This is a genomic window from Pseudomonas sp. NFACC08-1, assembly GCF_900106735.1.
Lineage (GTDB): Bacteria > Pseudomonadota > Gammaproteobacteria > Pseudomonadales > Pseudomonadaceae > Aquipseudomonas > Aquipseudomonas fluorescens_Q.
Genome location: NZ_FNNL01000002.1, coordinates 565,011 through 585,369, shown reverse-complemented (window position 1 = coordinate 585,369; position 20,359 = coordinate 565,011). Strand labels below are relative to the sequence as shown.

The window sequence follows — 20,359 nt, the reverse complement described above, 5'->3', positions numbered from 1 at the left end:
ATTAACAGGTACTAACCCACCCGCCCAGCGTTCCTGTATATCGGCGTTTGCGTCTTACTTTCCAGACATACAAATCAAGTCAGATCAGACACCACTCTTCACTTTGGTCCAGATCCGCGTGCGGATCCGCTCCAACTTCAACGGCAGTGGCTCAAGTGGAATAAGTGTTGCGATAGTTTTTTTGTCTGGATAAATCCAAGGATTGTCTCGCAGCTTCTGCTCGACGAACTCCGCGGCATCCTTATTGGCGTTAGGGTATAGCGTGTGGTTTGAGGTCTTGGCGATAACTTCTGGTCGCATCATATAATTAATGAACGCCATGCCTTCCTTGGGATGGGGAGCATCTTTCAGCAAAACCAGATTCTCTGACCAGGACAGCGCTCCTTCGCGAGGAAGGCTGTAGGCGATCTTGCGCCCCGTGTTGGCCTTCTCGTTGATGGCCTGCGCAGCAAGGGCACCGTTAGCCCATCCCACAACTGCACAAATATTGCCATCGGCCAGGTCAGCGTCGATTTTGGATGAGTCGAAATAGAGGACGTAAGGACGAATTTTCAACAGCAAGGCTTGCGCTTTCTGGTAATCATCCGGGTTCTTACTGTTGCTAGGGAGTCCAAGGTAATTCAACGCAATCGAAATGATCTCACTTGGAGAGTCAAGCATTGCCACACCACACGACTGTAGCTTGCTAATGTTTTCCTCTTTGAAGATCAGGTCCCAGCTATTCACCGGGGCATTATCACCCAACGCGCCCCTGACTTTGTCAACGTCATAACCAATGCCGGTAGTGCCCCATAGATAAGGTACGGCGTAGCGGTTACCAGGGTCATTGACCGCGAGCTGGGACAGGAGATCAGGATCGATGTGTGAGAAGTTACTCAGTTGACTACGATCCAATGGCTGAAGGACTCCCGCCTGGATCAGGCTGGGCAACACATTGGAGGTCGCCACAACCACGTCATACCCGGTGCGCCCGGCCATGACCTTGCTCTGCATGATTTCAGCGCTGTCGAACGCATCCATATGCACGCGCGTGCCAGTTTCCTGTTCAAACTCCTTTGGCGTCTCCGGCGCAAGCAACCCGAACCAGTTATACAGATACATCCCGGGCTCTACGGCCGCTACTGATGTGCTTATCCCTGCACAGAGAAGCGAGGCGGAAAAAATGGTTCGCAAATGTGACTTTCTCATGCAACATCCTTGTCAAGACGATACGCCCTCATGGCCATCGTTAACCCTGGCAGCGAATATACCGGGTGTTACCGAATAGTAAATACCTACGAATACTTACCTTTGACCTGCGAATCCCTAACCCTAAAGGGGTAGAAAATGCCGTTTGACCTCCACAGCCTGGCTTGGCATCGATCGATTGGAAAGCTGATCATGCAGCTGAATCGTCCAGATTTCTGGAGTTCACTTGTTCGCACCTTGAATGAATATGTACAAATCGATAATTGGGTTGTATTGATTTTCAGCAACCAACACGTGCAGGTTGTTAGCCTTCCTGAGATAGCGGACGCGGAAGAAGTCGACGCATTCATTCATCGTTATGTGAAGGGTCTTTACTTGCTGGATCCGTTCTATATAGCCAACCGGGAAAATCCACAGAGTGGTTTCTTCCACCTACTGGATATAGCACCGGAATACTTCCTTGAAACCGAGTATTACCATCAGTACTTTGCGCAGTACATCTCCATGGATGAGGCACAGTTCAATGTCCAACTCGACGCCGACAGAACGCTATGCATTTCCATCGGCAGCAAAGTCCGCTTTAGCCAAGAACAAATAACCATGCTGGATATCATAAAACCGTGGGTGACCGCATTGATGCATCAGCGCATGGGTTTTGAAATTGACGTAGAGAAAACCCTGGCCGAGCCGCCTCTGTGGCCGGAAACGGTCAATCAGCTTGGCACCCAAATAACAGCACGCGAGAGTGACGTACTCCGTTTATTACTCAGCGGCTTCTCCAATAAGGAAATAGCCGGAAAGCTGTCCCTCTCGGCGGAGACCATAAAAGTTCACCGCCGCAACATTTACGCAAAATTGAATATCAAGTCGCAATCTGAGCTATTTGCTCGATTCTTCATGCCCAAACAGAATGTTCCCGCTACCCATTGAAGCCAGGACGCCGGGCTGATTTGTTCGGTCATGCGCCTGCAAGCATCAAGTTCAGATTCTGCACCGCCGCGCCAGCGGCGCCCTTCCCAAGATTGTCAAACACCGCAGCCAGCAAAACCTGCCCGGTCTCATCGTTATCAAACACCGACAATCGCAAATCATCAGTTCCGTTAAGCGCTTGAGGATCAAGGGACGTCAACGCTTTCGCTTCTTGCATCGACATCACCTGTACATGGCGCGCATCGGCGTAGTGCTGCATCAAACACCCATGCAACTGCACCGCGCTCACGCCTGGCGCCAGCAATCGGGTGTGCAAGGGGATGGTCAACACGATCCCCTGCCTGAAAGCGCCATAGGCCGGTACGAACATCGGCCGCTGCGTCAGTCCGCTTTGCTGCTGAATCTCCGGAATATGCTTGTGTGCCAGCCCCAGCCCATAGACCTGAAACGCCGACGCCTGTGCTGCGCCTGCTCCCTCATGCTCTTGCACGCCGATGCGTCCCTTTCCGGAATAACCCGACATGGCATGAATGTTCAGCGGGTAATCCCTGGGCAGCAATCCGGCCTCCAGCAATGGGCGCAGCAACCCGATCGCCCCCGTTGGATAGCAACCGGGATTGCTGACCCGTCGCGCAGCGGCGATGCGTTGGGCCTGTTGCGGATTCATCTCTGCGAAACCATAGGTCCAGTCTGGCTGGGTGCGGTGCGCCGAACTCGCGTCGATCACCCGAACGACGGGGTTTTCGATGGTCGCTACGGCGTCGCGTGCGGCTTGGTCGGGCAGGCAGAGAACCGCGATGTCGCAGTGATTGATGGCTTCGGCGCGACGTTGCGGATCCTTGCGATGTTCGGGGCTGAGTGTGAAAAGCCGCAGATCGTTGCGTTCGCGCAGACGTTGATGGATTTGCAGCCCGGTGGTGCCTTGGTCGCCATCGATGAATACAAGGGGACTTGCCATGGAGTGCTCTCGGACATTGGAAATCAGGAGCCCAATCTTCAGCGAGGCTCTAAGATAGGAAAAGTTGAATTTACAAACCATGAAATTCAGTTTTTCTGAATAAGGAAATCTTCATGCGCGAAATCAGCCTGGACCGTCTGCGCACGTTGGTGGCGATTGCCGACCTGGGATCGTTTGCCGAGGCCGCCCGTGCGCTGCACCTTGCACCACCCACCGTCAGTCTGCATATCGCCGACCTGGAGGCGCGCGTGGGCGGCAAGCTGTTGTCGCGCACGCGCGGGCGCGTTCAGCCTTCAGCGATAGGGAACACGCTGGTAGAACGCGCGCGGCGCCTGTTGGCAGACGCAGAGCAGGCGCTTGAGGACATCGAACGTCAGGTGCAAGGGTTGGCCGGGCGTGTGCGGCTAGGCGCTTCCACCGGGGCCATCGCGCAGTTGCTGCCCCATGCTTTGGAGTCGTTGAGCCAACGCCACCCCGCTATCGACGTACAAGTCGCGGTGCTGACTTCCCAGGAAACCTTGCAGAAACTGGCCGAGGGCTCCCTGGAGGTTGGTTTGGTTGCACTGCCGCAGTCCCCGGTGAAGGGCTTGCGGATCGAGCCGTGGCGACGGGACCCGGTCATGGCGTTCCTGCCGGCTCGCTGGGAGCCCCCGGAGGTTGTGACCCCCACTTGGTTGTCCGCCCAGCCGTTGATTTTGAATGACGCCAGCACGCGTCTTTCGCGCTTGACGGCGGAGTGGTTCGCCAGTGATGGGCAACAGCCTGCGCCGCGTATCCAACTGAACTACAACGACGCGATAAAAAGCCTGGTGGCGGCAGGATATGGTGCGACGTTGTTGCCCCATGAGGCGGCCACGCCATTGCTTGATCACAGGATCGTCATGCGGCCATTGAAGCCCTTATTGTGGCGTCAACTGGGTATCGCCCACCGCAGTCTGGACATCGAGCGGTCTACGCAACATGTGCTGGATGTGTTGTGGGAATTGAGTGCGCAGTGATGCCCTCGAATGCGTCTGCGCACGGCGATCCGGCGCCGGATGAGAGCCAATTCCTGAGAGCGGTCAATTCGACCACAGCGCCACATAACCCTCAAAGCAGCCTTTAAGTGGCAGAATCTCCCTAATCGATCGTTTCGGAGACCCTCCATGCTTCGCGTGTTTGAACAAAGACTCGACCCCTTCCCGCCCGACGAGGTACCGCCGCCACCCGAAGGCCTGGCTCGGTTTCTTTGGGCGTGCACACGGGGCGCCCGCGGCTACATCCTTGCCTTTGCGCTGCTCAGCGCCGGAGTGTCGATCTACGAAGCCTGGTTGTTTTCTTTCCTCGGTCAGGTCGTAGACCTGCTCTCGACCTGGCAAGCCGGTGGTGAGGCGGCGGCGCAGGAAGGTCGCGTGCTGTGGGGCATGGGCATCGTCATGCTGGCCAGCATCGGACTGGTAGCGTTGCGTACCATGGTGCAGCACCAGGTATTGGCGATCAATCTGCCGTTGCGCCTGCGTTGGGACTTTCATCGTCTGATGCTGCGGCAAAGCCTGTCGTTTTTTTCCGATGAGTTCTCCGGTCGGGTCACCACCAAGGTGATGCAGACAGCGCTGGCCGTGCGTGACGTGCTGTTCACCCTGATCGAGATCGCCCCCGGAATCGGCGTGTATTTCATCGCGATCATCGCACTGGCCGGCGGCTTCGCCCTGAAACTGATGCTGCCTTTCCTTGCCTGGATCGTGTTGTTCGGGCTGGCCATGCTCTACTTCGTCCCCCGCCTAGGGAAAGTCGGACAGGAACAGGCCCATGCGCGCTCCTCGATGACCGGGCGCATCTCGGACGCCTACACCAACATCACGACCGTAAAGCTGTTTTCCCACTCCAATCGTGAAGCGCATTTCGCGCGCGCGGCCATGGAGGACTTCAAACAGACCGGCTTTCGCCAGATGCGCCTGGTCAGCCAGTTCGAGATCGTCAACCAGGCGCTGGTGGTGGGCTTGATCATGGCCGCAGGCGGTTATGCCCTTTGGCTGTGGCACCAGGGCGAAGTCGGCGCCGGTGCCGTGGCGGCGATCACTGCCATGGCGTTGCGTATCAACGGCATGTCGCACTGGATCATGTGGCAAATGACCTCGCTGTTCGAGAGCATCGGCACCGTACAGGACGGCATGGCCACCCTGACCCGCGGCCCCAAGGTGCAGGATGCGCCGGACGCCGGGGTGTTGGTGACCTCCGGCGGAGCGGTCACCTTCGACAATGTGAGCTTCAACTACAACGGTGAACGCCAGGTGCTCGATGGCTTGAGCCTGAACATTCGTCCGGGCGAGAAAATCGGCCTGGTAGGTCGCTCCGGCGCGGGCAAATCCACGCTCATCAACTTGCTGCTGCGTTTCTATGACGTCGACAGCGGGCAGATTCGCATTGACGGGCAAGACATTGCGCATGTGACGCAGGACAGCCTGCGCAGCGCCATCGGCATGGTCACCCAGGATACGTCCCTGCTGCACCGCTCCATTGGCGAAAACATCGCCTATGGCCGACCCGATGCAAGCGACGCACAAATCCGCCGTGCCGCGGCCAATGCCCAGGCCGACGAGTTCATTAGCCAACTGAGCGATCGCCAGGGCCACACCGGCTACGACACCTTGGTGGGCGAGCGCGGCATCAAGCTGTCGGGCGGCCAGCGCCAGCGCATCGCGATTGCCCGAGTGATGCTCAAGAACGCTCCGATCCTGCTCCTCGACGAGGCGACCAGCGCGCTGGACTCGGAAGTAGAAGTGGCCATCCAGGAAAGCCTCGATGAAATGATGCAGGGCAAGACCGTCATCGCCATCGCCCATCGGCTGTCCACAATTGCGGCGATGGATCGACTGATTGTCATGGACGATGGACGCATCATTGAACAGGGCACGCACGCTGAATTGCTCGCCAAAAACGGCATCTATGCGCGGCTATGGCAGCATCAGAGTGGCGGGTTTCTGGGTGAGGATCAGTGGGTGACTGAGGCGATGGATCAGGTATGAGCGTGGATGGCCCGGGGGAAAACCCGACTTACCTTTTCTCAACCAATCGCAGTGACTGTGCCCCCTCCAGCGCTAGGTGAAAAAGCGCTGGGTCAAGTGGGCATTGAGGTTGGATGCGCTGCCGAATACCCAAATTCTGAATTGAAGACATGGATTTGTATCACGTGTCTCAACGTTTTTTTCTGACGACCTTAAATACCTTATTGCAATGGTCCTGATTCTTTAAAAATCAAGGCACATGAGAGCCCAGACATAACAATCATGCGGACCTGCCGGTTACAAATCAAATACAATTAAAAATGATGGCTAGATAATGCCACTCAGGCACATATCATAATTATCGGCCAGCGCGCCAGTTCACTTCAGCCAAAAAAAAGTTTTAACTTTTTTCCACACTGACGTTTGACAAATATTTCTTCCACGACTAGGTTTTGGGCTCGAAGTGATTTTGCTTCGAACAAAACTTTACTAGAAGGAATTAGACTATGACGACGACAATTCGTGTACTTAGTGCACAAGAGCAGAAAGCCATCAGTGCATCTGCTGCCTTTACCAAAAGTGGTGGCGGCGGTGGCGGTGGCGGCGTGGCTTAATAAGCCACGGCGTAGTCAATAGTAACGCAAGGATAGCCAGCGCACATGGAAGTGCACGATTCCTGTTAGAGTCTACAGCCTTACACGCATTAAAAATCATCGATAGTTTTCGGATGATGGACTGAGTCATACATGGAGGTATGTCATGCAACAAACATCAGCAGACCTTTCTACTGAAGAGCTCGACACCTTAAAAAACTTAGTCAAAGGTTATTTCCACTCAACGGCACAACCCATTTTCAGTTTTTTGTCAGGGTCCATCACGGAGGGAATCTCTACACCCAATTCCGATTACGACATCTATGCAGTATTTGACAACTGTACAGAAGAAGAAGTCTTGATTTCGGAACTCGAGCGCCCTGTAGAACTAACGAAGATTTCGCTCGCAAAAATACACTCAATAATGGAATTCATTTCAAAGGGTGAAAATCTCGCGTCCGTCGGCGCCTATGAAATGTTAATTTGCCATCGAGTGTATTCCGGCATTGCCCTTAGCGGGGAATCAGTGTTCGACAGCATAAAAAAAGAATTTGATGTTACTACATTCAGGACTCGGCTCGCTGACTTGTCTTTGCTTAACGCTGAGCGTGAACTCAAGGTATCGCAGGGGTTCAAGTTGGTTAATGACCTGCGCTCAGCACTCTTCAGTGCACATAAAGCACTCAGGCACAGTCTCAGTGTCCTTCTGGCAATACGCGGATCGACATCAGTCTTGGAAAAATGGCATGTACGCTACGCAGTTCGATACCTGGGAGAGCACCATCTTGGGTTCCGTAGATTTCTTGAACTCGCCTCTTCCATTCCAGTTTCATCGACAGTTGAAAGTAAAAAATACTTGATCTCTGTCAAAAAATTTCACCAAATGATCACCGATTACAAAATTATTGCCGACATCGTACCGGAAGAGATTTTTTTTGTTGAATCCAGACTGGTTGATACTGATCAACTGAGTGATGAACCGCTGATTCTCAAAAATCCGGATGCCCGCGTCATGTTTCATATGTCAAAATGGTACCTCACGATCGAGTCTAAAGCGATTCTGGAGCTCCCCAGTTCGGCCGCGCTTTTTTGGGCATTAATAGACAACGCACAATCAGTGGACATGATTATTGATCGTGCAAAAGAGCACCTGAAAATAACCGACAATGTTTGTCTTGAGTATTTAGATGCACTAGCCGCAGCCAAGGCAATCAGCTCGCACTCATTTGAAATACCTAAAAGCCATAGAGCAATATAATTACCTGCCTACGGCTTATGGGTACCAGATCATTTGAAAATGGGTTTTCGCCAAATGAAAGCAGCTGCGACGCGCCAAAGTTACGCCAACTTTTACTATTCCAGCATACTCAAGTTTTCTGCAAATCGTTTTTTCCCCTTTGTCAGCATGGCATTTGCCGGAATTCTGGTTGCAAACAAAAACTTCGATGAATTCGCCTTTTTCAGCTACATCACATCAGCATTTATATTTCCCGCGACGGTTGTCACCTTCATGTTCAGGGCGGTGGGAAACCTGGCATTGGAGGGAGGACGCACACGTGAGAATATCTTCATGTCATCCTTTCTTATGGTCATTGCCTGTTCATTCCTGGTAGCAGCCGCTTGTTACCTGATCACAATCACATCCGATCGTGAAATAGACAGCCTTTCCAAAAGCTATAAGGCGCTGACGTTTTGCCATGTGTACCTTATTTATATGTCGATATACATCCTTACAAGCTTCTTTAACGCATATTTTGAGGCTCACGTAAAAGGCAACAGCAGCAGCATCGCCCGATTCATAAACTTCTTCCCGTTCATGTTTTTTTCAGGCGCGGCGTTTGCGCTGAGCGACAAAGAAAATTATTCGCTCACTATTGCGTACCTCATGCTTGGCTGTGAATGCCTGGAACTGGCCTACTACATCTATAAAAGCAGCACTCTCAAGCTTTGGCAACTCAGCTTCAATTACTCGGTACTTCGGCACCTTTTTATAATTGGCAGCCCCAACGGACTTGGCCTTGCATCCCAGCGATTCGCATTCTTCATGGCCAATAAAAAATTATTTTTAATTGATAAAGACCTCGTATCTATTTTTTCAATTGCAGTAAGCATAACAACCCTACTAATAATCCCGGTTTCGGCATTTACTCAGATTCACAGCATCTACGTATCTAGAAATGGCCAACCAGGTCTTTCGTCGATGGTCTTTCGCTACCTCGCGCTTAGCATGCTTATACCTATCGCCATCCTTGTGACATGGGGCATTGAAATCGGTCAGCTTTTTGGCGTTACTGCTCACATGTATACGGCAGACCCCTGGTTGAACCCTAGCCTGATTTTCATGTTTTGCTGCACAAGCCTGATGATGCTCGTATCGGCTCACATTCGAGCACTGGGCAATACTATCATCACCCAAATAGTCATGAACGCCGTCGTTTACATAGGGTATGTGGGTTACATTTTCAGGTATGCCGACTCAAGCATGTCTGGCTCCACCTTGTTAACCACTTATTCACTCTGCTATCTATTGAGCTTCTTATTTCTAGGTGCCAACGTACACTATTTCCAGGCAAAACAACTACAGCCATCGCTGTAGAAATTTTCCAATGCAAAAGTTTGAAAAATCCACATATCTACAGCCTGTGACAAAGGATAAACATGAAGTTACTCAGGGAAGGATACCCAGTCAAGCGAGTTTGCATCATCGGTGGCACGGGCAAAGTAGGTCAAACGCTGGTTTCTTTCCTGAGAACAGCCAACGAACTCTCGATCGTATTTTACGCTGAAAGCTACGAGCAAGAATGCAAGCTCCGAGCTAGCTTCCAGGATAATCTGGTCGATTTTGAAATCTGTAGATCTCCACAAGCAATTCAGAAGGCTGACACTATTATCCTGATAGCTGGGAAACGAACCAGTAGAGGAAGCGGAAAAAGCGACCTCTACCAGCTCAACAAGGAAGTCATTGACCCTTACTTGGACTTCTTGAATCACAAGAACGTAATTTTGGTCACCAATCCAACGACATTATTAGGCACCTATCTAGGGCAGAGACTTGACGCCTTCATCGTAGGTGTTGGTGTTCAAAATGACTTCAATCGCCTGAAGTTTCAGTGCCCGCATGTCGACTTTGTGATGGGGGCACACAACCTGAATGAGCAGTGTTATTTCAATAACAGCCAACAACTTCTGTTTGATGGTTTCAAGTCTACAAAGGTTTACTCTGAGGCTCGCAGCCAGCAGGACGACTACGTAAGCAGTGGCGACTTTGAAAAATTGCATTCCACATTCTTGGAGAATGACATCCATAAATGGTGGAAAATCCAGAGATACCATACTGTCGTCAATAGCTCTTCCTATTCATGCGCATTGGCGATTATGCAAACCTTATCCAATTTAAACGAAAACATCCATAGCGTGATTCACGCTGAGGTTTGCGTTGTAACCCCGAGTGGCTCCACCTATTTCATTGGCGTGCCACTGCTGGGGAAAAATCTGCGTTGCACCGACACCTGCCTCATGCAATTCATAGATATGCATCTCGATCAACTATCCAACTACAAGGTGGCGTAAATCATGTTATACCTGAATTACTACGATGAGTTTATTTTCCTGGTAACCTTTCATTCGCCCACAGAAAAACTAGCCTTTTTAGACCTCTATGAAGCGCACCTTTTTCCATTCCTATCCATTAGCGAGTCTCCCCGCGACACCTTCGACTATAAAATCAACCTGCGCCAAAATACCTCCGACTTTAAAGCAGACCTTTCTGACTGGTCAGAAACTGTTTTTTTCAACCCCCTTACCGACAATGCCATAAGCGATTTTGGTACTGGCTTTGTGAAGCACAGCTCCGATACTTCCCGCACAATCTACAACCCCAACTCCGGAACACTATTCTCAATAGACAAGAACACCATTGAAGTCTTGTATCGCAACAACAGCTCATTCACCAAAGATTTTCAACGCTTACTGAAACAGCTTATTGTTACAGAGATAGAACGCCAGGGTGGCGCAATACTCCACGCCTCTGCCGTCTCCTTCGGCGATTACGGATTCTGCTTCGTAGGGGAAAAAGGTCAAGGAAAAACAACAAGTTTGCTTCAATCTCTCCAGATACCCGACGTTGGCTACCTGACCAATGACAGGTTACCCATCATTCCAAGCGGGGAAGGATTCAAAGCTCTAGGGTGGTTTGAAGAGATCCGTTTAGTCATCCCAGGCAGCACAAAAAAAGAAGTTGTCCGTGTTACCGACTACGTAGATCCATCGCGCATACAAAAAAAACCTGTGTACCTGAAGAAAATAATTCTTCCAACCCGTATCCAAAACGACTCATCACCGGCGGAAATTGTCGCAAGCCAGATGCTTTCTCCAATAGATCCTCAGCGCCCCAAATGGCTAGGCTTTAGCGCCCCCCAAAATTTCCCGCTTGCGTCGCTGCTCGAGAAGGTAAGTACTGCTTGTATCCACTGGAGTTATTCTGATCTAGAGGGCTTAACGCGACAAATCGAGAAGGAGATATTAAATGTATGATTGCGTGCTGATTCTTGGCCCCTGCAGAAGCGGCACTACATTCCTCTTCAACGCACTGGCGTCCTCTCATTACATAGGAATTTTCCAACCGTTAAAGCACATCTTAAGATGCGAGCACATGAAAATCGATCCCACCCTCTCACTCCGGGATTTTGCTGGCAAACGGCTGGTGCTCAAAGAGGCCTTTGGTCCATACCTTGCCTCGGAAGCAACCTATGATCCAGTAGAACTTTTGGCGAACAATCTCAACCTTGAAAAAATCCTGCTGATCACTATTCTTCGCAACCCTATCGACTGTTTTTCATCATGGCTTGCCTCTTTTAAAGTCACTCCAGATGAGGCAGCAATACGCCTATCGCAAGCCTATGAAAACACCGTACGGGTGCATACAAAATATCTTCAGCGAATGGATTCGGTTTCTTTAATCCTGGAAGACGAAGCAGACTGCCGCAATAAAATAAACCTGATCAGAAAGGCCATGGGCAGCGTCCCACTTCCTGACCAGTATAACCAGTACATTAAACCGAACGACCCGCCTGGCTTCCAAGTATCCGGGCTACTCAAGAAAGCGCTTAGCGGCCAGGAATACAAGGCTGAAAACATCGAAAAGAGAAAATTCTTTTTTGATAAAAACAAGCTGAAGATTGCGGTGTCGCATTATGAAAACTTACATAACTTGCAACCCCGATTATCTGGCAATTTTTCAATTTAGCCTGGCTAAAAGTAAGTGGGGGCGCGCCCTGAAACAGATCGAACAGCCGTTGCAGTTGACCGGCCGCCCCGCGCATCGGTGCGTCCGGCGCACGATCACCTGCCAATGGGCCACAGGTGCGGTTGGGGTGCTCAAAGGCAAGGTTGCCGTCAGTTTTTATGAGTAGGGCACGCCCTGTGCCCTTACAGAATCCTGCCCGGCGTCAGGCTCCTGAGCGAATCCGCTCGACCAGACGCGCCTGGAGTGCTTCCAGCTCATCCGGATCGGCCTTGCCCCTGCCATGCACACCGGGCGCCTCACCGTCCCAACGAGGAATGATGTGCATGTGAATGTGATAGACCGTTTGCCCGGCCACAGCACCATTGAACTGCGCGACCTGAACCCCGTCCGGCTGCAATTCGTCCACGATGATCCGCGTCAGGCGCTGCACGGCAGACATCATCGCACCCAGGACGGCGGGCTCGACCTCGAGGATATTTCGCGCCTGGGACGCTTTGGGGATGACCAGGACATGGCCGCGCGATTGAGGGAAGAGATCCAGGAAGGCCAACACATCGGCGTCTTCGTAAATCTTGTAGCACGGCGCATCGCCGCGAAGGATCAGCGCAAAGATGTTCTGCGGATCGTAATGACCGTGGAGACTCATGATCACTCCTTGAATGGGTTTAGAGAGGTTGGTGGGCTGCCGGTAAGAGATTTAGCACAGTCAGAGGCCCACTTGAAGCCAAGGGCTGGGCTTGCTCACGATGGCGGCGGCTCAGTCGCCATCGGTGCTGGCAGCCAAGCCGCTTTCACGAGCCCCCGCCAGCGTAACGGCAATTTTTTGCTGCAGCTCAGTTTGCGAAAACGGCTTGTGCAAGACCGGGCAGCCAGCGTATTCGGCTGGCAGTCCGCTGGCGCCGTATCCGGTGCTGAACAGGAAGGGAATATGGCGACCGCGAAGGATTTCGGCCACCGGAAAAACGCGCTCGCCAGCGAGGTTGACGTCCAGGATCGCCAGATCGACCTGCGCCGAGCCGGCCATGTCACGTGCTGCCGCGAGCCGGGCGACCGAGGCCACCACTTCGCATCCGAACTCCTCCAGCATATCCTCGATCAACAGGGCAACCGCGCCTTCGTCCTCGACGACCAGCACCCTGACGCCTACAAATGGGCTCATGCCCCGGGCACCCCAATCAGGAACGAAAAGCGGCAGCAAACGCCTTGCGGAGCGTAGGTAAGGTCGAACTTGCCGGCCAAGTCGCGCTCGATGCAACGCTGCATCAAGCGAGAACCCAGCCCTTCCCGTTCCGGCGGTGACACGGGGGGTCCTCCTTGTTCGCGCCAGTCGAAGGTCAGCAATGTTCCGCCCGCCCGGGCTTGCAGGTGCCAGGTGACGGCAAGCGTCCCGCTCTCGACCGACATCGCACCATATTTCAGCGCGTTGATCGCCAATTCATTGAGGGTCATCGTAAGGTTGAGCGCCACACGAGTGCCGACGTCTGCAGAAGGGCCTTCGATCACGATGCGGCCAGGCTCATGCCCAAACACCGGCATCAGTACTTCGTGGGCCAGGGTGTCGAGCGGCGTCTGCCCCCAATGCCGTTTCGTCAAGAGATCGTGTGCCCGTGACAAGGCCAAGAGCCTTGCCTCGAAACGCCTGTAGCCGTCTTTCGCATCCTCTGCGTTGCGTGCCGTCTGGGCTGCCAGCGATTGCACCGTGGCCAGGGTGTTCTTGACCCGGTGATTGAGCTCATCGATCAGCGTCTTCTGCCGATTTTCCGCCTGCTTTCGCTCGGAGATGTCGACCAGCATGTTGATGGCGCCCACCAGGTTTCCATCGGCATCATGCAAAGGCGTGGGATAAGGCGTGAACGGAACGCGGCTACCGTCCGGCCGTTCTGCGACGGCCTCGACGCCGCGTATCGGCCGGTTTTCCTTCAGGGCCACCGCCATCGGGCATTGATCGTGAGGCAGCGCGGTTCCGTCCGTATTGAACAGCTTCCAGGTCACACACCACATGTCGCCCAACTGAGGCATGCGCCCCGACAGTTCGACGGCGGCGCGATTGTAGAAGGTGATGCGGCCATCGGCGTCGGTGGTGTACACCGCAGCAGGCAACGCCTCGAGAAGATTGCGCATGTGCCGTTCGCTTTCGCGGACCTGGTTTTCCATCCGCCGCGCCAGCGTGACGTCCTGCAGCACTCGCACGCCATAACGAAACGTACCGTTGGCGTCCCTCACCGAGGAACTATGGATGTCGAGGTAAACGACCTCGCCATCGGGCTTCACGGCGCGCTTGCGAAGCACGTAGTTATCAAGTTCACCGGCCACTTGGCGGGCGTACAATCCGGCGTCCTGCGGGATGCAATCCGGGTGGGTGTAGTCCAGGAATGTCATCGACAGGAGCTGTTCCCGCGAGCGGCCCAGCATGTTGCACAGGGCGTCGTTGACGCGGAGCAAGCGACCGTCGACGTCGGCCTCGGCAATACCGATGGTCGCCGCTTCATAGGTCGCCGAAAGTCGGTCATCGCTGTCCTGGCGCGCCGCCTCGGCTGCATGGACACCGCTCCGGTCTATGGTGAAGCAGCGCGTATTGAAGAGTTTCCCGTCTTCGAACCGGCCATTGGAAGTGATCATGACATGCTTGATCGAGCCGTCCTTTGCCCTCAGTCGCGCCGGGTAGCTTTGCAGGCAGTCGCCGCTGCCCAGCTTGGCGAGGATGTCGCCGATAACCGGTTCGTCGACATGAAACTCGGTGATGTGGCGGCCGATGTACTCGTCGGCCGAGTAGCCCAGCAGCGCCAGCTCCGCCTTGTTGGCGCGCAGGATAATGCCTTCGCCGCTGACGATATGCAGGCCCACCGCGCTGTTTTCGAAAAAGTCTTCCAGGTCGGCGCTCTTGCGCCGAAGCTCTTCGGCCATGGCGTGGTGCGCCGAAACGTCCTGGAAGCAGTTGATCACCCCTTGAATGACGCCTCGGCAATCCTTGAGCGCGCGGATGTTCATCAGCGCCACGAACCGCGAGCCATCCGGGCGCTCGATGAGCACTTCCTGATTGCGCGAGGCAATGCCGGTATCGAGCGCCAAGGCTGTCGGGCAGTGTTCGAATGCCAGCGGCCTACCGTCGGTCAGGAACAGTCGATGAGCGCCGCAGAAACGGTCACCGTTCTTCCCAAGTGCCGGCGCCCTTCCCCATAGCTCAGCCGCCTCACCGTTGTACCTGACGAGCCACCCCTTGCGATCACAGAGGTATACCGCACCAGGAATGGCATCAAGTGCGCTCGTCCCCATCGCGATCAAGCTTTCGTACTCGCTTGGTGTACGCGTTTCCCTGGGTAGCTCTTCAATGTTCGACATCAGTCATCCTCAAACCGCCTGGCTGAAACCTTTCACAGGGCATCAATGGATGTCTAGATCCCTATTCACCGGGCGAGTTCAGGAAAACTCAATCTCACAGCCTCGCGCCTCAAAACTTGAAGAGCGCCTGGGGTGCCTGGACCATTAACGCATGCATCAGCGACGCCGAACATTCCAATGCGCGCAACTGCGCCATGACCGTCTCGAAGCCGACATGCGCTTCATGCTGAGTGTGCGGCCAATCGCTGCCCCACACCAGGCGTTCGGGGCCAAAACTGCGTTCCAGCACCGCCAACGAAGCGCGGGCGAATTCAAGGTTTCGCGGGGCCGTTGCACCCAATCGATAGATACCGGACACCTTCATCCACACCTGCCCACCCTGCCCCAACTCCATCAATTGGGCAAAGCCAGGTTGATCCAACCCCAGACGCGCATCCGGGCGACCGAAATGATCGACCACCAATCGGACACCAAACGGCAACAGTTGACCGATCAGCCCCGGCAAGTCCACCAGGTTGGCATGCAGTTCGATATGCCAATCCAGTTCCGCGAGATGACGCAAAAAACCGTTCCAGGCAACGTCACGAAAATCAGGCAACGCCCTGCCCATCAGGTTCAAGCGCACACCGACCACCCCCAGCCGGGCCATGTCGTCCAACTCGGCTCGGCTGACGTCTCGCTCCACCACCACGACCCCGCGCAACTGCTGCGGTGCTTGCCGTAGCGCGGCCAACAGGTAGCGGTTATCGGTGCCGAGAAAGCTCGGCTGCACCAACACCCCATGGCTCAAGCCGTGGACGTGCAGGTGGCCCAGGTATTGAGCGAGCGTAGCGTCATAGTCAGGTGTGTAGCGCCGGACAGCCGCCAGTTCCAGCCCGCGGCTGAACACGTGGGCGTGGCAGTCAATGCCGGTGACCGGCGTAGTACGGATATCAACCATGGGTTTCATCTATCGAAAATAGGGAAAATCAGGCTCGGGCGCCCTGGCCGTCACTCTCCACCACAGGCGCCGATGCCACAGCGGCTTCCAGGCTGCGGCCGCGGGTTTCCGGCAGGCACAGCGCCGCGATCACCGCCACGCCGTAGGCAATCCCGGCGTCGATGCCAATGGCCGAGCCCAAGGACATGGAGTCGCTCATGTGGCCGACCAGGAACGGGAACACCGACGAGAGCACCCGGCCGAAGTTGTAGCAGAACCCCACACCGGCACCGCGCACATCCGCCGGATACAACTCGTTGAAAAATGCTCCGAGGCTCGCCGGAATACCGGCCGCGAAGAAGCCGAGCGGGAACCCCAGGAACAGCATCTGGGTGTTGGTCAACGGCAGGAACACATAACACTGCACGGTGACCACGCAGCACAGCGCGAACAGCACGATGTTCTTCCGACGTCCAATGCGATCGATCAACAGGCCACTGACTACGCAGCCGCACCAGAAGGCGAAGATGATCACCGCCAGATAGCCGCCGGAGTTGAGCACCGACAGGTTGCGCTCGGTTTTGAGGAAGGTCGGCAACCAGGTCATCACGGCGTGGTAACCACCGTGCGCCCCGAGCCCCAGCAACCCGCCAAACAAGGTCACGCGGATCAACTCGGGGCGAAAGATACCGGCCAGGGATTTGAAGAAACTTTGCGGGATGACGTTGTCTTTTTTCAGGCGCTGGAAACTGTCGGGCTCTTCAACGTTGCGCCGCACCCAGATGATCAGGAACGACGGCAGCAGGCCCACGACGAACATCACCCGCCAGGCCATGTCTTGGGGCACGAGGGAGTAGATCAGCGTGAAGACGCCGACCGCCAGCCCCCAACCCACCGCCCAGGCGCTTTGTACCGTGCCCATGACCTTGCCGCGATACTTGGGGTTGATGGTCTCGGCCATCAATACTGCGCCGGCGGCCCATTCCCCGCCAATCCCGAAGCCCTGCAGCGCCTTGACGATCAACAGCTGGTGGAAGCCTGTGACGAACGCCGACAGGAAGGTGAAGAACGAAAACCACAAGATCATCCACTGCAGCGTGCGCACCCGACCGTAACGGTCCGACAACGTCCCGCCGACCCAACCGCCAATGGCCGAAGTGACCAAGGTCACGCCGCTGACCAGCCCGGCATCGCCCTTGCTCAAGGCGAACGCGGCGATCAACGCCGGGATCGCCAGGCCGAACATCTGTACTTCCAAGGCGTCGAGCGACCATCCGCCGAAACAGGCCCAAAACGTTTTGCGCTCCCGCGCGGTGACTTGGCGATACCAACTGAACATGATTGTTATCCTTATGGGTGGAACGAAAGGCAGCCGAGAGCGAACCGCGCCGCTACAGGGCCAGTCATGACAAACAAAACGGTAGGGACAGCGGCGACCGACTCGCCGCTAGCCGGGTCGGGTCAGCGAATTTCCACGCTGTAGCGGAAGTGCTCGGCATGCCCGCGAGAGCGTCGCCACTCCAGGGGATTGCCGGCGTAATCCCGCGCCAGACGCTCGATCACCACCACCGGGCTGTTGACCGGCACTTGCAGCAATCGCGCGTACACCTCATTCACCGATTCGGCGGTGAGGGTTTCTTCGGCATAGGCGACAACCTGGCCGCAAACCTCTTCATAAATGGGGTAAAGCAACGGGCCCTTTTGACTCAGGTCGATTTCGAGCAAGGTTTGGAAGCGGCTACGGGGCAGCCATATTTCTTCGGCGAGCACCGGCTCCACTTCCAGCAGACGCACTCGCACGATACGAATCACCGGAGCGTCGGCCGGTAGCCCCAGCGCCTGGGCCACCGCCGAAGGCGCGGCCACCGGCTCCACGGACAGGATCCGGCTCTCGGGAACCCGGCGTTCGCCTGAAGCGCTTTGAAAGCGGAAAAAACGGAACAGCGACGATTGGAATTGCGGCCGGCGAATGAAGGTGCCGCGCCCTTGCTGGCGCTCCAGGACGCCCTCGCTGACCAGCGCATCGATGGCCTTGCGCACCGTACCGGTAGACAACTGGTATTCGGCTGAAAGTGCCGCCTCAGTAGGAATCGCCTCCCCCGGGCGCCAGCGGTTATTGGCGATCTGCTCAGCCAATTGGTCGCGTAAACGTTGATAAAGCGGCAGGCGGGCATCACTGGAGAGAGCGTTCATTGACCTTATTCACCTTGTTATCTAGTCATATATATGAATATGAGTGGCGAGTATTTACCCAGGCGCGATGGCTGTCAAGAAATGCCAGGGTGGCCCGTTGATGAATGGTAAAGCCAATGATGTAGCGGCCCGCAATTAACAACGTTTAACTCGCACGCTCGCGCCCCACGCCCAAGAATGAAGCCCTCTGCCCAGACCTGGTTTCTCAAGCGCCAAGCTGCTCGGTCACCCTGCGCCGCGCCGGACGCTTCCCACCTGGCTGCGCGTAGTACCGCCCCTTCGCCCGCCCAATTTCACATGGAAATGAAGCATGTTACCTGCACCACACCACTCAACCGCCGCCCTGAAGCCGCTCTGGCTGCTTGCCCTGCTCACAAGCGGCACCGCACCGGCGATGGCAGCGGAACTCGCGCAAAGCACGCCTGGCTTTCTCGACGGGGCGACGCTGCAAGTCCTCAGCCGTAACTTCTACCTCAACAATGACTATCGCGCCCCGACCCCGGCAGGCAAAAGCTACAAACAGGAATGGGCCCAGGGCTTCATCGCCTCGTTCGAGTCCGGTTTCACCCCCGGCACGATTGGCGTAGGCATTGATGCCCACGGGTTCCTGGGGTTGAAACTGGACGGCGGCAAGGGGCACTCCGGAACGGGATTATTGCCGCTGGATGAGAACGGGCGAAGCGAGGACCACTACTCCAGTGCCGGCGGTGCGCTGAAATTCAACGCCTCACGCACCACCCTGGCGGTCGGCGAAATGACGGTGCAGAGCCCGGTATTCGATACCGCAGACAAGCGCCTGCAACCCGAATACGCCAGCGGCCTGCTACTCTCCAGCCGCGAGTTCGAAGGGGTAGCCCTGCAGGCAGGCCACTTCAGTGCGTTCAAGAATCAGGACGCCTCGACCAGCAAGGGTGATTTTTCCGGGTATGGGGCGACGACGCGCCACGGCGTCATCGACTTCATCGGCGCCGACCTGCTCACCGGCCAAGCCCTGGGCGGCGCGCTCTACGCCTCCGAACTGAGCGATACCTGGCGCCAGTACTATGCCAACCTGCATGCCACCGTTGGCGAACTGTTCCTCGACGGCAACCTGTATCACACCCGCGACGATGGCAAGGCCATTGCCGGGGCCATCGACACCACAGCCTATAGCCTGAGCGGCAAGTACCGGTTCAATGCCCAGGCGTTCACCCTGGCCTATCAGAAAATCAACGGCGACACGCCCTTCGATTTCGTCGGCGGCGACTCCATCTACCTGGCCAATTCAATCAAATATGCCGACTTCAACGGCCCCGGCGAGCGCTCGTGGCAAGCGCGCTACGACCTCGACCTGGGCACCTTGGGCATCCCCGGCCTGAGCTTCATGGCCCGCTATGTGACTGGACGCGGGATCGACGGCAGCCATGCCCCCCAAGGCGGTGCCTACAACCCGTTCGATAGCGACACCGGCACTTACAGTCCGCAACAAGGCGCTGGCGGACGCCATTGGGAGCGCGACCTGGACCTGCACTACATCGTGCAGTCAGGCCCGGCCAAGGACCTGTCGTTGCAACTGTCCCATGTCACCCATCGCGCCAACAGCAGCCAGGGCGGCGATGACATCGACCGGCTGTATATCGTCATCCAGTACCCGCTCAAGCTGGGGCCGTTCTGACCCTCGCGCGTCAGGAAACCGAAGGTGGACGAACACGCGCAGCGCCCGCCTGTTGCCCATGCCCCATATATCCGCTGATTACTTGCGCGAGGCCTTATCGTCGGTCATCCGAGTGGCCCGGATGCTTGCCTCCTCGGCGGTACGTTGGGCCTGCTCGGACATTGTCTCGGCCTGCTCAGCCTTCCTGTAGGCCTCATCCGCCCTGAGCCTTGCCGTTGCAGCGTTATTTTCCGCCGATTCCAGTCGGGCATCCACTTCTTGGGCGAGCTTGTTACAGCACCCGGCAGTGGTTGCCAGAAAAATACTCATTAATACGACAGGTAAGTATCGATTCAAGGCCATGGTTATTTCCTCGG

The 20,359-nt window shown here is 55.4% G+C and carries 18 protein-coding genes; 9 read left to right on the top strand and 9 right to left on the bottom strand.

Features of this window, described 5'->3' with window-relative positions:
- Positions 1-84 precede the first annotated feature (84 nt).
- Positions 85-1,188, bottom strand: a complete 1,104-nt coding sequence (locus BLU76_RS06185) for a polyamine ABC transporter substrate-binding protein (protein ID WP_092221985.1) — start codon at positions 1,186-1,188, stop codon at positions 85-87.
- A 138-nt stretch (positions 1,189-1,326) separates the two neighbouring features.
- Between BLU76_RS06185 and BLU76_RS06180 the strand changes: the two genes are divergently transcribed.
- Positions 1,327-2,118 (top strand): helix-turn-helix transcriptional regulator, encoded by a 792-nt coding sequence (locus tag BLU76_RS06180; RefSeq protein ID WP_092221983.1) that lies wholly within the window; start codon positions 1,327-1,329, stop codon positions 2,116-2,118.
- A gap of 28 nt (positions 2,119-2,146) precedes the next feature.
- On the opposite strand, the gene argC is transcribed toward BLU76_RS06180, so the two are convergent.
- Positions 2,147-3,076 carry an N-acetyl-gamma-glutamyl-phosphate reductase gene (argC, locus tag BLU76_RS06175; protein WP_092221981.1) on the bottom strand — a complete coding sequence of 310 codons (930 nt, stop codon included), beginning with the start codon at positions 3,074-3,076 and terminating at the stop codon, positions 2,147-2,149.
- Between the two features lie 113 nt (positions 3,077-3,189).
- On the opposite strand from argC, the gene BLU76_RS06170 reads away from it, so the two are divergent.
- From BLU76_RS06170 to BLU76_RS31460, 7 genes are all read left to right on the top strand, one after another.
- Positions 3,190-4,074, top strand: coding sequence for a LysR family transcriptional regulator (locus BLU76_RS06170; RefSeq protein WP_092221979.1), 885 nt, complete (start codon positions 3,190-3,192; stop codon positions 4,072-4,074).
- A 147-nt stretch (positions 4,075-4,221) separates the two neighbouring features.
- The gene (locus tag BLU76_RS06165; protein ID WP_063321528.1) at positions 4,222-6,081 is read left to right on the top strand and encodes an ABC transporter ATP-binding protein; all 1,860 of its coding nucleotides are present in this window, start codon (positions 4,222-4,224) and stop codon (positions 6,079-6,081) included.
- Between the two features lie 738 nt (positions 6,082-6,819).
- Positions 6,820-7,911, top strand: a complete 1,092-nt coding sequence (locus BLU76_RS06160) for a hypothetical protein (RefSeq protein ID WP_092221977.1) — start codon at positions 6,820-6,822, stop codon at positions 7,909-7,911.
- 39 nt (positions 7,912-7,950) lie between these two features.
- Positions 7,951-9,249 carry a hypothetical protein gene (locus tag BLU76_RS06155; protein ID WP_092221975.1) on the top strand — a complete coding sequence of 433 codons (1,299 nt, stop codon included), beginning with the start codon at positions 7,951-7,953 and terminating at the stop codon, positions 9,247-9,249.
- A gap of 62 nt (positions 9,250-9,311) precedes the next feature.
- Positions 9,312-10,223 (top strand): Rossmann-fold NAD(P)-binding domain-containing protein, encoded by a 912-nt coding sequence (locus tag BLU76_RS06150; protein WP_092221973.1) that lies wholly within the window; start codon positions 9,312-9,314, stop codon positions 10,221-10,223.
- A 3-nt stretch (positions 10,224-10,226) separates the two neighbouring features.
- Complete coding sequence (locus BLU76_RS06145) at positions 10,227-11,186, top strand: hypothetical protein (RefSeq protein WP_092221971.1); 960 nt, start codon at positions 10,227-10,229, stop codon at positions 11,184-11,186.
- Between the two features lie 118 nt (positions 11,187-11,304).
- Complete coding sequence (locus BLU76_RS31460) at positions 11,305-11,898, top strand: hypothetical protein (RefSeq protein WP_170867280.1); 594 nt, start codon at positions 11,305-11,307, stop codon at positions 11,896-11,898.
- 202 nt (positions 11,899-12,100) lie between these two features.
- Here BLU76_RS31460 and BLU76_RS06135 read toward each other — a convergent pair whose 3' ends face one another.
- The 6 genes from BLU76_RS06135 to BLU76_RS06110 form a co-directional block, all read right to left on the bottom strand.
- Positions 12,101-12,544, bottom strand: a complete 444-nt coding sequence (locus tag BLU76_RS06135; protein WP_092221967.1) for an HIT family protein — start codon at positions 12,542-12,544, stop codon at positions 12,101-12,103.
- Positions 12,545-12,655: 111 nt separating this feature from the next.
- Positions 12,656-13,057, bottom strand: a complete 402-nt coding sequence (locus tag BLU76_RS06130) for a response regulator (protein ID WP_092221965.1) — start codon at positions 13,055-13,057, stop codon at positions 12,656-12,658.
- On the bottom strand, positions 13,054-15,237 hold the full coding sequence (locus BLU76_RS06125; RefSeq protein WP_092221963.1) for a PAS domain-containing sensor histidine kinase: 2,184 nt from the start codon (positions 15,235-15,237) through the stop codon (positions 13,054-13,056). Before BLU76_RS06125 ends, BLU76_RS06130 begins: the two co-directional genes overlap by 4 nt.
- A 109-nt stretch (positions 15,238-15,346) precedes the next feature.
- A complete protein-coding gene (locus BLU76_RS06120) occupies positions 15,347-16,177 on the bottom strand; it encodes an amidohydrolase family protein (RefSeq protein ID WP_092221961.1) in 831 nt (276 codons plus the stop codon).
- 28 nt (positions 16,178-16,205) lie between these two features.
- Positions 16,206-17,495 carry an MFS transporter gene (locus tag BLU76_RS06115; RefSeq protein WP_092141701.1) on the bottom strand — a complete coding sequence of 430 codons (1,290 nt, stop codon included), beginning with the start codon at positions 17,493-17,495 and terminating at the stop codon, positions 16,206-16,208.
- A 122-nt stretch (positions 17,496-17,617) separates the two neighbouring features.
- Positions 17,618-18,349, bottom strand: coding sequence for a GntR family transcriptional regulator (locus tag BLU76_RS06110; RefSeq protein WP_092141704.1), 732 nt, complete (start codon positions 18,347-18,349; stop codon positions 17,618-17,620).
- A 310-nt stretch (positions 18,350-18,659) separates the two neighbouring features.
- On the opposite strand from BLU76_RS06110, the gene BLU76_RS06105 reads away from it, so the two are divergent.
- A complete protein-coding gene (locus BLU76_RS06105; RefSeq protein ID WP_092221959.1) occupies positions 18,660-20,003 on the top strand; it encodes an OprD family porin in 1,344 nt (447 codons plus the stop codon).
- 78 nt (positions 20,004-20,081) lie between these two features.
- On the opposite strand, the gene BLU76_RS06100 is transcribed toward BLU76_RS06105, so the two are convergent.
- Complete coding sequence (locus tag BLU76_RS06100; protein WP_092141710.1) at positions 20,082-20,345, bottom strand: Lpp/OprI family alanine-zipper lipoprotein; 264 nt, start codon at positions 20,343-20,345, stop codon at positions 20,082-20,084.
- Positions 20,346-20,359: the final 14 nt, after the last annotated feature.

Bases quoted from the DNA above. Each gene is read 5' to 3' on its own strand.
- BLU76_RS06130 (WP_092221965.1), bottom strand. From the start codon at position 13,057: ATGAGCCCATTTGTAGGCGTCAGGGTGCTGGTCGTCGAGGACGAAGGC.
- BLU76_RS06105 (WP_092221959.1), top strand. From the start codon at position 18,660: ATGTTACCTGCACCACACCACTCAACCGCCGCCCTGAAGCCGCTCTGG.
- BLU76_RS06135 (WP_092221967.1), bottom strand. From the start codon at position 12,544: ATGAGTCTCCACGGTCATTACGATCCGCAGAACATCTTTGCGCTGATC.
- BLU76_RS06100 (WP_092141710.1), bottom strand. From the start codon at position 20,345: ATGGCCTTGAATCGATACTTACCTGTCGTATTAATGAGTATTTTTCTG.
- BLU76_RS06120 (WP_092221961.1), bottom strand. From the start codon at position 16,177: ATGGTTGATATCCGTACTACGCCGGTCACCGGCATTGACTGCCACGCC.
- BLU76_RS06115 (WP_092141701.1), bottom strand. From the start codon at position 17,495: ATGTTCAGTTGGTATCGCCAAGTCACCGCGCGGGAGCGCAAAACGTTT.
- BLU76_RS06110 (WP_092141704.1), bottom strand. From the start codon at position 18,349: ATGAACGCTCTCTCCAGTGATGCCCGCCTGCCGCTTTATCAACGTTTA.
- BLU76_RS06155 (WP_092221975.1), top strand. From the start codon at position 7,951: ATGGGTTTTCGCCAAATGAAAGCAGCTGCGACGCGCCAAAGTTACGCC.
- BLU76_RS06160 (WP_092221977.1), top strand. From the start codon at position 6,820: ATGCAACAAACATCAGCAGACCTTTCTACTGAAGAGCTCGACACCTTA.
- BLU76_RS06170 (WP_092221979.1), top strand. From the start codon at position 3,190: ATGCGCGAAATCAGCCTGGACCGTCTGCGCACGTTGGTGGCGATTGCC.
- BLU76_RS06180 (WP_092221983.1), top strand. From the start codon at position 1,327: ATGCCGTTTGACCTCCACAGCCTGGCTTGGCATCGATCGATTGGAAAG.
- BLU76_RS06150 (WP_092221973.1), top strand. From the start codon at position 9,312: ATGAAGTTACTCAGGGAAGGATACCCAGTCAAGCGAGTTTGCATCATC.
- BLU76_RS06145 (WP_092221971.1), top strand. From the start codon at position 10,227: ATGTTATACCTGAATTACTACGATGAGTTTATTTTCCTGGTAACCTTT.
- BLU76_RS06125 (WP_092221963.1), bottom strand. From the start codon at position 15,237: ATGTCGAACATTGAAGAGCTACCCAGGGAAACGCGTACACCAAGCGAG.
- BLU76_RS31460 (WP_170867280.1), top strand. From the start codon at position 11,305: ATGAAAATCGATCCCACCCTCTCACTCCGGGATTTTGCTGGCAAACGG.
- BLU76_RS06165 (WP_063321528.1), top strand. From the start codon at position 4,222: ATGCTTCGCGTGTTTGAACAAAGACTCGACCCCTTCCCGCCCGACGAG.
- argC (WP_092221981.1), bottom strand. From the start codon at position 3,076: ATGGCAAGTCCCCTTGTATTCATCGATGGCGACCAAGGCACCACCGGG.
- BLU76_RS06185 (WP_092221985.1), bottom strand. From the start codon at position 1,188: ATGAGAAAGTCACATTTGCGAACCATTTTTTCCGCCTCGCTTCTCTGT.